At 42.1% G+C, this 12,471-nt stretch carries 7 protein-coding genes and 2 pseudogenes; 1 reads left to right on the top strand and 8 read right to left on the bottom strand.

What is annotated here, in order from left to right:
* Nucleotides 1-384: 384 nt before the first annotated feature.
* From ACKTSF_RS13675 to ACKTSF_RS13635, 7 genes and pseudogenes are all read right to left on the bottom strand, one after another.
* Nucleotides 385-822 carry a hypothetical protein gene (locus ACKTSF_RS13675; protein WP_407890158.1) on the bottom strand — a complete coding sequence of 146 codons (438 nt, stop codon included), beginning with the start codon at nucleotides 820-822 and terminating at the stop codon, nucleotides 385-387.
* A 272-nt stretch (nucleotides 823-1,094) separates the two neighbouring features.
* Nucleotides 1,095-2,099 (bottom strand): annotated as a pseudogene (locus tag ACKTSF_RS14575) (IS30 family transposase).
* Nucleotides 2,100-2,445: 346 nt separating this feature from the next.
* On the bottom strand, nucleotides 2,446-4,221 hold the full coding sequence (locus tag ACKTSF_RS13655) for an ATP-binding protein (RefSeq protein ID WP_407890153.1): 1,776 nt from the start codon (nucleotides 4,219-4,221) through the stop codon (nucleotides 2,446-2,448).
* The gene (locus ACKTSF_RS13650; RefSeq protein ID WP_407890151.1) at nucleotides 4,211-5,449 is read right to left on the bottom strand and encodes an SIR2 family protein; all 1,239 of its coding nucleotides are present in this window, start codon (nucleotides 5,447-5,449) and stop codon (nucleotides 4,211-4,213) included. The genes ACKTSF_RS13655 and ACKTSF_RS13650 overlap by 11 nt, the downstream gene beginning before the upstream one ends.
* Nucleotides 5,450-5,682: 233 nt before the next feature.
* A pseudogene (locus tag ACKTSF_RS13645) lies at nucleotides 5,683-6,436 on the bottom strand (IS30 family transposase).
* A gap of 176 nt (nucleotides 6,437-6,612) precedes the next feature.
* On the bottom strand, nucleotides 6,613-7,992 hold the full coding sequence (locus ACKTSF_RS13640) for an S-layer protein (protein WP_407890149.1): 1,380 nt from the start codon (nucleotides 7,990-7,992) through the stop codon (nucleotides 6,613-6,615).
* A 391-nt stretch (nucleotides 7,993-8,383) separates the two neighbouring features.
* A complete protein-coding gene (locus ACKTSF_RS13635) occupies nucleotides 8,384-9,820 on the bottom strand; it encodes an S-layer protein (protein ID WP_407890148.1) in 1,437 nt (478 codons plus the stop codon).
* Nucleotides 9,821-10,551: 731 nt separating this feature from the next.
* Between ACKTSF_RS13635 and ACKTSF_RS13630 the strand changes: the two genes are divergently transcribed.
* Nucleotides 10,552-10,947: a hypothetical protein gene (locus ACKTSF_RS13630; RefSeq protein ID WP_407890146.1), complete on the top strand. Its 396-nt coding sequence runs from the start codon at nucleotides 10,552-10,554 to the stop codon at nucleotides 10,945-10,947.
* Nucleotides 10,948-11,197: 250 nt separating this feature from the next.
* Here the strand turns inward: ACKTSF_RS13630 and ACKTSF_RS13625 are convergent, their stop codons facing one another.
* Complete coding sequence (locus ACKTSF_RS13625; protein ID WP_407890145.1) at nucleotides 11,198-12,259, bottom strand: MucBP domain-containing protein; 1,062 nt, start codon at nucleotides 12,257-12,259, stop codon at nucleotides 11,198-11,200.
* Between the last annotated feature and the right edge of the window lie 212 nt (nucleotides 12,260-12,471).

Genomic DNA, 12,471 nt, shown 5'->3' with positions numbered 1-12,471 from the left:
TACAACGGCCAAAATTTTGAGCGAACGCATCGAGGTTTCAAGCAAATTCAAGATACGTTAGAATCCATGTATTAGAAGCTAGCTAATGGGAGAGGACTTCCATTTACACAAAAAATTTGACACTCCCAGTTGTCCCTACCTTTCAGCAACATCATATTAAAGATATCTTGATACTATTATATCTTACTTATCATCATTAATTATATTCTTATACGCACTCTCTTTACTCTCCACATCAGCTATTGTCGCTTTACGAAGTGGCAATCCACTACCACTAAAACACTCACTACTTTTTACACAAAATGTTACATGCAATTAAAAATTACAATACTTTTTAAAGCCCTACACGCTTAAAAGCAATTTTTGCTTTGAAGACTACTGAAATTATACTCTGTGTCCTCGTCTGATCCGCTTTATATGCCCCCAATTTTTTGAGGCTTTGCCTTCCTCCTCATCATTTCTTTTTATAAGTTCATCTTCAATTAACGTTAGCACGTATTTATTTGTATTATCATCGTGGTAAATCAAATATGACTGACTTCCGATTAAACCGATAACAACTAGTATAAAGAAAACAAGCGTTGCTAAGACTACTGGCTGATAATTCAAAAAATGTGCCACTTCTTTAAAAACTCTAACATTATTATCTTGTGCTACATTTTTACCTAATAATCCTAAGCTAATAAGCAAGAGAACTACTATAACTACAGATTTCCAGTAATAGCCATACAATTTGCCAAAGGACTTATTCTCCAATTTTTGATTTATTTGAAACTCTAGCTGCTTCAACACCACTTCGTCTAAAGCGGCTATGAAGGACATCCATTTTATCCTTCTGCTCATAGTGATAGATATAAATCTTACTTTTGCAGGTCCCCAGAAGGAATGAAATAACTTCCAATTTATTTTGACATCGGAAAAATTACTAAATGAAGGATCTTCAATGAGTGTTTAAATAATTACGCAAATTGCAATAACAAATTAGTCACTAGGCCTGAATACTGATACCAAGGGGTTCCAGGGGATTGAAGTTGGTTGGTGCGAGGAGCCTCGCCGCAGGCGGCGAAGAGCTCGGCCAGAGTTTGGAACGCCAATTAACGGCGAGGCATGTTGTTTAGCTTGGCAGTAGTATTGGCAACATCAGCTGGGCTGAATGCATCAAGCGACTCACCCTTGGGAAAGTCCCGGCGAACCATACGATTGTGAACTTCATTAGTACCACGTTCACTAGACGTATAAGGGTGCGTAAAGTAGACTGGGGCAATTGGGTTCATCACTTGTTCGAGAGTCACAAACTCTGGCCCGTTGTCGGCAGTAATTGACTGAATAACAGAGCCGTATTCCTTAATGATTCCCCTCATAGCGTAGGCCACTGAATCAGCATCACGACCATCAATGAGGCGGATAATCTGGAAGCGCGTTTGGCGTTCAATCAGGGTCATAATTACGTTCTCCTTACCAATCACGCTTTCCAACGACTGTATCAATCTCGAAGTGGCCAAACTCTTCTCGAGAATCCACCGCCGCTGGTCGTTCCTCAATACTGCGCCCCAAGATACGACTATGCTTATGAACCACGTGTTTTGATATCCGGCGGCTCATCTTTTCAGCGAGATCCAGGTTACAGACCTCTAGGAGCTGTTCATCGATGTACTTGTACAATGTCTGGGTACAGACCATCTCTTCAGGCTGAAAGAGGCCTAAAGCCTTGGCACGGCCCACAGCAGCGTCGGGAGCCCAGCCGTCCTCCTTAAAGCGTTCGACAAGAAGGCTACAAAGTCGACTGCCTGGAGGAACTTATAAGGCCGGTGACAGGTCTCGCGATTCTTGTGGTACCGTTCTTCAGCAAGTTCGGCCACGTAGACTTCGTAGAGCTTTTCCTTACCGTTAATGCGTTGTTTATTGATCACCAAGCCCCGTTTGATCTCATTATTTATGGTCTGTGGGCTAACGCCAATCAACCTGGCAATCTCACGGCGAGAATGCCCGTCGTGATTGAAGTAGACCTCTATGTTTCCACGTTCTTTCAAAGTTAAATGGTGACCCTTGGGACGATTCATGGTAAGCTGTTCTTGCATCAAGACGAAAACCTCTTTCATTGTTAGTTGTAGGAACTCCAATGATACCTGAGATTTACGTCTTGGTGTATTTATTCTGCCCTAAATTTCAAGTGGCTAACTTGATTATAAAATTCGCCATGAGGTAATCATATCGTAGATTGGGCACCAATCATAGACGGTCAGTTGTTAGGTGCCTACTAACCTCCTTGATCTCAATGTAATTCATGATATCAAAAAATGTAGGAAAACCGACAATTTCTAATCGCCATTTCCCTACATTTTACAACCGCTATTAACAAGTAAACCAATTTGCGTCTGCTCGGTAAAAATTTCAAACACCATTACTATAACTACTGTTCTCAAACCATATTCACCATAACTGCACTTAACTCTCTTCGATAGAACTATCCTTTCCCTCAATGGGTGACAACGAAGACGATACATTACCATACTCTCCTGCATCAACTACCAACTCAAAAGGAATTTCAAATGCGTTTCCGGAAAGTAACGCCGTACCGGCCGGTAAATTAGACAATCGTAAAATTAAGTGATCTGTTGCTGACGGAACATTTCTTCTAATAAAGTCCAAATCTGCGGAATTTTGAATTCTATGTATGAAAAAAGCTCCAGTTTGTGACAAAACGACCTTTGATAATTCGCTTGGAATCTGGCTAATTACACACAGGTATACATTAAATTTTCTTCCTTCTCGAGCTATTGTTTCAAAAATTGTAGAATCATCAGATTCACTGTTTTCGCGTACATATCGATGAGCCTCATCTAAATATAAGTAATTGAAAGGCATCTCATCACGCTTTGTATGATCAAAATGCAAATTAAACTCAAACACTGAGCGACAAAGATAGTTCGATACAAGCCTGAGTGCATCATCATCTAAATTAGTGAGATCCAAGACAAAGAACTTCTCCGCGCCTAAAGTTGAACGTTCCAATGTAAGTGCATCACCATGGTTTTCACTTAGCACACCATCATTACCGTACTTTGACTCCAAGTTACGAAATCTGCCCATCATCGTTTCTGTATTCATTCTTGCACGCTTATTTCCTTTTGCTTCTTCTTCACCAAAAACAATATCGAATGAAACACCCAATCCATCTAAAGTCATCTTTGACTCAGTATATTCGTTTATAACTCCTTCAATTGTATGAGGACCAGCAGCTGGTATTTCACCTTCAAGTAAATTTATTACTTTATCCTCACCAATAATATCAGAGTATTTTTGCTGCCAGTCCTCTAGAGATTTCATAGCTTCATCGTCACTCTCAAAAATCAAAGCGAACCATTTTGAAACGGCCCTTTTCAATAAGACAAATGACTCGCTCGCTTCGTTTCTTATGACTTTTTTCGCCAAAATTGCGTAAATTATTTTTTTGCCCCTCGGAGATACCCTAGCAATCTGCAGTGCCCTATTTAAAATTGGCTTTTGTGTCTTTTCGCTTGGTAGCAGAGCTGCCTCCCAGTCTTGAACACTCAGTTTTTCCAACGGAAGATGCATTTCTCTTACTGGAATGTGCTTAGCAAATTTCAGCTCACCATAGTCTCCATGAACATCAAAAATAAAGAATTTTGCAAGACTACTTAACCCATCACTTATTTTATTTAATCTATCGGCAAGCACTCTCAGTGTTGTAGACTTTCCAGACCCAGTATTTCCAAGAATTGAAACATGTGATGTAAGTAATTTTTTAAGGTTTATCTTCGGATACAAATTAGGATAATTGTTAATTGAGCCCAGACTAACAAGATTATCTCCTATACTCGAAAATATATCTTCCAACAAAAGCTCATCCATCGCAAAAACCGTAGTTCCAACCATTGGATAGGTCAACGTTCCTGATTTAAACTCATCATTAACAAGTGTTCCCACTGGTTCTGCAGAAAATATCACTTTATCGTTTTCTCCCAAACTGTTGCCAGAAATGTTTTTATCAAAAGTATTATTTCTAGCCCGTGTAATTCTATACAAAACTAACGTATTCCAATTTACTCTCGTATAAATAAAATCGTTAATTCCGTGTACAGATTGAAAACGTCCATTATGAATTTTAGTTTCAAGATCTGAAAAGCTAGCAGAAAATTCAATTATTTGTTGATTTACAAATTCAATAGTTCCTAATTGTCGCTCATTTTTATTTATCACTTGCAGGATCCTCACTGTTCTTATGAACCTCAAAGGGATCTTCAAATGCCAATAATTCTACCAAAGTAGAGAAATAGTTTGCTTTATCGTTTTCCTTCCCATTTGTTATAAATGTAACCTTAGTATTACCTCTAACTTTCTCCATAAACCTTGTAACTCCTACTTCATCCTCTTTAACAAAAGCTAGCAATGCAAAGTCCGATCTACCGAGCGCTTGAATAATCAATTCATTAATATGCTCATCTCCAAAACCAAAACCATTAACAACTAGTAAAGAATTGGGATTGAGTAGTTGAACTGATAACTCCCGAAACAAATCTGAATAGGGGGCTCCCTGACTATCTGCATACTTTGACGTGGTTGGAGCAATAACTACTGATTCCCCTACCTCTTTAATGTTTGACTTTTTTTCGATTTTGTCATCGACTTCAATCCAGTTAATAGATCCATGTAGTTTGTACACTCTAAAAAAAGGACTTACTGGAGACCATCGGTTACGGAAACGGTGTGCAACATCAACAGGACGTCTGCTATATTCTGTAATATTGAATTCTGGGTGCAACTTTGCCCGAAAACCATCCGTATATGCATAATCTAAACCATCCAATGCATTTTCTAAGAACAAATCATAATTCGTTGTGAACAAATTAACTGTGTCAAACTGGGAAGAAGTACTTTCACGTAATTTTGCAGTACGTCTAATAAATAATTCATAATTCGTCGTTGTTGAATCCGGACTATTCGTAGACTCGTCTTTAGTACCTCGATTTGTTTTTTTAATTTCCTTAAGATACCCCTTAGTTATTGAATCTATTAATGTTTTCGTCAGCTCATCCTTTATCTTTTGCTCTGTACCTAACTCTGACTGTGATAATCCATTGACTCTGTTGGCCAACCATGAAAGAAACAATTCAATATTATTCAGATCTGCCTCATTCGAGCATTTTTCATAATATAGTTTCAATATATTATTAAATTCCCCATCATTCTTATGGCTTTTTTTATAATCGGAAAATGTTGTTCCCATAATTGGAATTGCCGGTAGCGAAGACCCTGACCCAATGAGAAAATTAATGTGAATTTTTTCAGAAAGTATTGGTTGTAGGTACGATTTCAACTGATCAAATGTTACTTCCCGAGCATGGTTACTTAACCCACCTTGAATAATCTTGAATTGTGCTTTATTCCCAGAGTTATTTTTTGCCTTTTTTTCATGATCATTAGTCATTTCTTCTACCAGCCTTTTTTATTCACGTATACAACTTAGATAGTCCATGTTAGTTAATACTATCATAATTATATCAACAATGACCGTCAATCACATTAATTTGGGACCGATTAAACTACGAATCAACCTGTGTCTAAAAGGCTACAAGACGACATACGCTCTGTGTGAAGTGAGTGTTACTTTGATAATTTAAGGTTGAATCAATACCATAAAAATTGAATTAGGACGAATTGTCAAATCAAGCGCAACTTGGTCCCAAAGAAAACTTCAGATGGACTCTTCCAGCCTAAAATCTTGCGTGGTCGGTTATTTAACACTTCAACAAATTGATAAATCTCTTGGTCAGTGAACTGATCTAAATCGGTTCCTTTTGGGTAGTACTCACGAACAAGACCATTGGTATTCTCATTGGTTCCCCGTTGCTGGGGCGCGTGTGGATCTGGAAAATAGACCGGAATGCCAAGCTCTTGACTAACCTCGCGATATCCTGCGAATTCAGTCCCACAATAAACCGGCCCCAGCGTTCGTTAACCGTCCTTTGACCTTGCGGGTTTTACCACGATGCCGTAGCTTACGGGCAAAGCCACGAGCGCCGTGACTTTTGCGCTTAATCCCCAAATTTTCGAGTTCAATTCCGCGATAAATAGTGTTGTAACTGATTCGCCATTCGCTATTTTCATGAACTAAGCGTCCTGAGATTTGTTCCGGAGACCATTGGTGTTGAACGATTCGGTGAAGGACAAAGTATCGTAATTTCAAGTCAGCTAGGAGTCTAAGACGTCGGCTTTTCAGTCGACGTCTCTGATAGTTCTTTTGTGCTTTCACAGCTGAGTATGCATCACGACCACCGTTGCGCTTAATTTCGTGTTATACGGTGGCTTTAGAACAACCAATTTCCTTCGCAATACCTTGATAGGTCTCGTTTAAAGTGACACCTAACAGTATGCATTCTCGGTCTTTTAAGGTAAGATGGTTGTACGAATTCATAGCCTAAGATCTCCTTTAAGTGATTGTTGTGGTGACTTCATTTTACAGGATTCAGGCTATGAGTTCTTTTTTTCTTCTTACTTGTTGCACTTCAATTGTAAATTTGTCAGATCAAAAGAGGCCCCAGATCAAAGATCTGAAGCCCCCCACACTATGCAATCAATTAAAATTATATGTTAAGCAATCCAGTTATTGTTGGAAGAAGATGCAGTAGCAGCGCCATCTTGTAACTGAGCCGTAAAGTAAGCAGTCAACGTGTCGCCGTATGAAGCTAAACGATTATCCGTCAGGAAGTGAGTTGTAAACGTAAATTCATAGTGAACTGGCTTGCCGGCAGTAGTGTAGTAAGTCTTAGTCCCCTTAACAACACTGTTTCCAAAACCAGTAGCAATAGTTCCTAAGTTAGTGTCACCAATTTCTTGACCCTTTTCACCAGTTAATGCGTTGATAGCTGTATCGCTCAATGAAAATGCAGCTTGGTTAGCAAGTGATGCACCTTTAGTCAAAGGACTGTTAACATCAACAGCCGCACCACTGATCGTATTCGTTACGCTTTCAGCAACTAATGACACCTTAGAAGTAGCTGCCGCCGTCACATCAACGTACAGTGAGTTACCAAACGTAGCATTAGTCGTATCTACGGTCGTTGCTGAAGTCTTGTAGCCAGCAGGTGCAGAGTTAGCAGCAAATGCGGCTAACGTGTCACCAGCGGTGTTCTTCATCGTTCCGACAGGCTTACCAGCCTTGGCAGTACTATCAGTCGTGATAAACTTAGCAGAACCAACTTGTGCCCCATTAGCACGGTAAACAACAGTCACACTGTTATCGTTCGTCGCATCTGGTTCAGCAGCATTAACCGTCAAACCACCCAAGGTCTTCGTTGAAGCGTCTTGGTAGCCCTTGCCAACGTAGATCCAGCCAGCAATGTCCTTGTGTTGGTTATCGGTCACGTAGTAGTATAAGCTACCTTCACGCGTCTTGGTCTGAGCGTCAGATACCGTGAAAGTGTCTGATGAATTGGCACCGTACAAGCTAACACTCTTAGCCTTGTATTGCGTGTTCTTAGGCGCAGTCCAGAGACCGTTCTTCTTGGCATTCGTCAAATGAAAACCAGTCGTCCGAGAAGGCATCGTTGCCTTAGTCGTCGTGTTAGCTACAGCAATCCCACCAGCAAAGACACTCATGTCCTTACCGCCGTAAATGTAGCCACGGTACTTACCATCCATGGTCACAACCTTGTAGTAAACCAAGCCCTTGTTCGTCTTGGCTACCCGGTATGCCCGGAAGTAGTCACCGGACTTGCTGGAATTAGCCAGCTTCTTCATCGTTGACTTGGAAGCCACGCGCTTAGCACCCTTAACGGTACCAGGCTTGCTGTATAAAGCATTCTTCCCCGTTGCTTCAACATTACGCGTGCTAGCATCAGTCTTCAAGGTAACGTCAGACGATACCTTAGCCTTTGAAGCGGCGTCAGCAGACGTGCTAACCACCGTAGCGGCTCCTAAACTCAATACTGCTAATCCTAAGTACAATGAGTTCTTTAAACTTTTTTGCATGTTTTGTTCTCCTCCGATGAAGCATCATTTATTGCAGTTTGTTGCAACGCTTGTAAGTATACCAGTAAAACACGAGAAAAAGGGTAAAACATTTAGGGCTTAACTTAAATTTTACATAAGAGCCCGACAACCCATACATGGTACTATCCTTCATAAACGTTCAACAATTGATGGTATCCAAGTACGGATAAAAATGAAAAATGGTGTCCTTGCTCTACGAGGACGCCATCTTCTTTTTAATCTAAATTCCAATACGGTCATTTATTAGGTGCTTACGGACTTTCACCGCCTAGTTAGCGCCCATGCCGGGCGCACACAAAAAAAGGCCCCTCAAGAAAGGGCCTCTTTATAACTAAACATAGTCTAATTATATATTATTTGTATCGAATAACTAGTTCAACCAAGTAGCAGCAGTAGTAGCAGCAGGTGCAACACCGGCAGTAACTTCTGCGGTTACAGTAGCATTAGCTGAGTTACCGAATAAAGTAGTACCACTTACACCGGCAGCATCAACAGTGTAAACGTAGTGGTATGGCTTGTTGTTAACTGACATCCAAGTCTTGGTACCTTCGATCTTAGTAACACCACTCAAAGCACTTTGCAATGTAGTGTTGTTAACAGTACCATTCTCAACACCAGTCAAAGCAGCAGTTAAAGCCTTGTTAGATGCAGCATTAGTAGTAACGTTAACATCAGCAGCCTTTACAAGAGTACCAGCTTGAGTCTTGTCATTTGCATTAACAGCATCAGTACTGTCTAACGGGTTAGCAGTAGAAGCCTTAGTGTCAGAAACTGCGAGTGAAACCTTAGAAACAGCAGCTTTAGCAACATTAACGTAAGTCTTGTTACCATAGCTAGCACCAGTAACAACAACATTACCGTCTTTATCAACACTGCTTGCAGCTACAGCGTAACCACTAGGCACGTTGGCACCAGCAAATGTTGACAAGTTAGCTAAATCAGAAACAGCAGGTGCAGTTGCGGTATCAGAAACAGCTGAACCAGCAGTAGTCTTATCAGCTGAAGTCGTCACCCAAGTCTTAGTGCCAACATTGGCACCATTGGCATCACGATATACAACAGTAACACTGTTGTCTTCGGTTGCAGTTGCAGCAGCTTTGTTAGTTGACAAGCCGCCGAGAACTTGTGCATCTGCACCATTAACGTCGTAACCCTTGCCAGCATAGATCCAGCCAGAAACAGCCTTGTTGTCACTAGTTACGTGATAGTACAATGAACCTTCACGCGTCTTAGTAGCAGCTTGATCTACAGTGAATTGGGTATCACTCTTTACACCGTAAAGGCTAACCTTCTTGGCACCATACTGGGTGTTCTTAGGGGCAGTCCAGATAGTGTTCTTTGAAGTATCATTCAAGTAGTAGCCAGTAGTCCGGATTGGAGTAGTAGCTGTCTTAGTAGTATTAGCAGACTTGATACCACCAGCAAAGACAGTGTCAGACTTGCCACCGTAGATGTAACCACGGTACTTACCGTCCATAGTTACGACACGGTAGTAAACTGAACCACGGTTAGTAGTCTTTACACCGTAAGCACGGAAGTAGTTAGCTGAATTCTTTGAAGTAGCTAACTTAGTCATAGTAGCCTTAGATGCGACAACCTTAGCACCCTTAACAGTACCTGGCTTAGTGTATAAAGCATTTGAACCAGTTGCTTCAACGTTACGAGTTTCAGCCTTAGCAGCTAAAGTCGTGTAAGCACCGGCCTTAGCGTATGACTTTGCAGATGCAGTAGTTGATACTGCAGCAACACCAGCAAAACTTAAGGCAGCGAGGCCCAAGTAAAGTGATTTCTTTAAACTTGATTGCATAAATTTCTTCCTTCAAACATAATGTATGTAATTTACCAAGCAAGAATAGTATAACCGAAGTTAGCGATTTTGTTAAGAAATTTCTCTCGTAACATCGCAACTCGTTCAAGCTATCCCCTAACTACGATTATGATTATAGCCGGATAAGCGCCAATACACAAGGATTAACTCCTTTTTGTCGCTGGAATGAAACAATATCACGAATTTTGTAATATTGTTGTCATTTAACCCATTAGTTTTTAACTGTTGAAACCGCTGTGAAACTCATTGATTAAGTCCCCGTTAAGCTGTTTCATTTTGCTTAATTTTAATCCCGATTTAAGGAAAGGCAATTCACTTGCTTTTCTCCCCGTGGGGGTCCATACTGTGGTCATTAAATGAAAGGGGGTGATGCTTTTTGGCAACTGGGAATAGTTACCTTAAAGTGATCGCTTCCGTGGAGAACGGAAACGATTAACTTCTTTAAGGTAGGCGCCAGCGAAAATTCTTCGCTGGCGCTTTTATTTTGCCGTTTTTTTGGTGATGGCGTGAGACTCGGCTACAATCTATTACCGGCCAACATCATCTCCACCTGCTCTCATTGTCGCTGTTTCCAAAATAGTCACCTTTAATCGCCCAGCCATCGCTTCCTGCACGCCACACCGCATTTCTCGTGCATCCCCGCTGGTCATCGGTTATAGTGAAGCTTATCACCTACCGGAAACTCCTAAAGACAAAAGAAGGAGTCATTAATGACAACTAAATATGCGTACCTGAACAAGAATCTTCCCGCTACCGATCAGACACCCAGCGCCAAGATCTCCGAGCAATCCGTCGTGCCTGATATGACCCCACCCAAGTCGCGTAAGAACAATGTGATTGCCTTCCCCTTAGACGTGACCAAGTTCGCGCTGGATCCCGCCGTCGCCCCAGCCGTGTACTACGACATTCAAGAGGGCCACGCCTACACGGACCCCGCTCAGATGAACGATCACCGCTTCGACTTTGTTCGCGATGTGGTGAGCAAGCTGGACCCTGCAAGTCGCGACAACGGCTTTCTCTTGGCCGGTGGTGTCCTGATCAATCTAGACACCGGCGGCTGCATGTATCCGCAGTCGCTGGCCCACATGCGTGATGACCGAGCTTAATCTCGTAGGGTGGCGTTAGCTTGTTTCAGGACTTGCATCATCGTTGGCTCATGGATCAGGAAACGCATAGACTTTTAAGCTGCTTGTGGCTAAGGAGATTCTACTTTCTTCCTATGTATAGGCGGCACTTCATATTAAACCAATTCTAACCTGGTAGACGATCCCAGATAGAAGCTTTGCCTCACTTAAACCACACAAGCCGCGTACACTGCTTCTAAGAAGCGTGTACGCGGCTTGTGTTTAATACGATCTATTTCACTGAAACCCACTGCTTGTTCCCCGTTAGATAATGACCATTAGCTAGCTGGTAACGTGTCATGTAACCACGACGAACCAGCCGTTTTACTTTGATAGTTGTTCCCTTTTTCAGATGCTTTACGCGATTGGAGCGACTGAAGGTTGTCTGCTTGTATTCGTAAGTTCCCTTAGGATTAGCCACAATCAGGCTTTGATAGTGTTTACCTTGCCAGTACAGGTTGGCAACAAAGTTAGCCTTTGCCGTCACGTAGCTGCCATCGGCCAACAGATACCGTGTGCGTCCCTGAGTTGATTTCGCTATACCCACGACCTTGAACGTCTTGGCTTTAATGCGCGGCATCCCCTTAACGTGTGCTAACCGTTGACTCTGCTTAAAGGTTGGCTTGGCATAACGATATAATCCCTGCTTCACGTAAATCATGAATGGCTTGAAGGCCGCGGCTGCGTTCTTAGTATAAACATAGGTCACCGTCTGAGCATCCGTCGTCAATTTGCCAGTTGTTTGGCCAACAACTTTTGCGACGTGATAGCCGTTAATCGTCTGCTGCTTCGTCTGATAGGCTGACCCCACCGTCCCCTTAATGATCGCATCATCGGCTAATTTTACACCACTTGCTGTTTGGTAATGAACTGTTACCGGCGCTGCTTGTGTGTCAGTGGTTGCCGACCCAGTCGTATTGGTCGTTGGCTTACCATAAACGTAAGTAAACGTCTGTGGCGTATTCTGGTAGACGCCAGATGGCGTACCCTCCTTGACCGACTTCAGTACATAGCCCTTAAAGGCCGCATCGGTTGATTTATCCGGAACGGTGTATTTATCCCCCGGCTCGCCAGACACAACCTCGTCATCTGCCAGTTGCTGGCCACTCGCATCTTGGAATTGGAACGTGACGGTCGGATTGTAGGTGAAGGTCACTTCATTTCCCGTCGTGGTCGGTGCAATTGTCGTATCTAATCGATAACCGGCAATATCCGTAGTTGGCTTAAGCGTTGCTACTCCGGTTACCAAGTCCGACACCTGTTGCGTCCCCACCGTAAATTGCGACTTCTTCAAAGAATCTTGTGCGTGATTGATATAGTTTACGGTCAGTTGCGTTGTGGGTATATCGCTAGAACTATTAGCATCCTCTACGTCTACACTAAAGGTTGAAAGTTAAAAAGTACAGTAAAAGCCCGACGCGTCGGGCTTTTACTGTACAAAAATAGACATGGATTGCTCCACGAGTATAATTGAGTCGACTAAAAAACAATATACAAGGAGAATTC

The sequence above is a fragment of the Levilactobacillus muriae genome (assembly GCF_045862015.1).
Classification (GTDB): domain Bacteria; phylum Bacillota; class Bacilli; order Lactobacillales; family Lactobacillaceae; genus Levilactobacillus; species Levilactobacillus muriae.
The sequence above is the reverse complement of the archived record's forward strand: the minus strand, read 5'-3'. Positions and strand labels throughout refer to the sequence as shown.

Excerpts from the sequence above, each read along its gene's own strand:
- ACKTSF_RS13675 (WP_407890158.1), bottom strand. The coding sequence starts at position 822 with ATGTCCTTCATAGCCGCTTTAGACGAAGTGGTGTTGAAGCAGCTAGAG.
- ACKTSF_RS13650 (WP_407890151.1), bottom strand. The coding sequence starts at position 5,449 with ATGACTAATGATCATGAAAAAAAGGCAAAAAATAACTCTGGGAATAAA.
- ACKTSF_RS13640 (WP_407890149.1), bottom strand. The coding sequence starts at position 7,992 with ATGCAAAAAAGTTTAAAGAACTCATTGTACTTAGGATTAGCAGTATTG.
- ACKTSF_RS13635 (WP_407890148.1), bottom strand. The coding sequence starts at position 9,820 with ATGCAATCAAGTTTAAAGAAATCACTTTACTTGGGCCTCGCTGCCTTA.
- ACKTSF_RS13630 (WP_407890146.1), top strand. The coding sequence starts at position 10,552 with ATGACAACTAAATATGCGTACCTGAACAAGAATCTTCCCGCTACCGAT.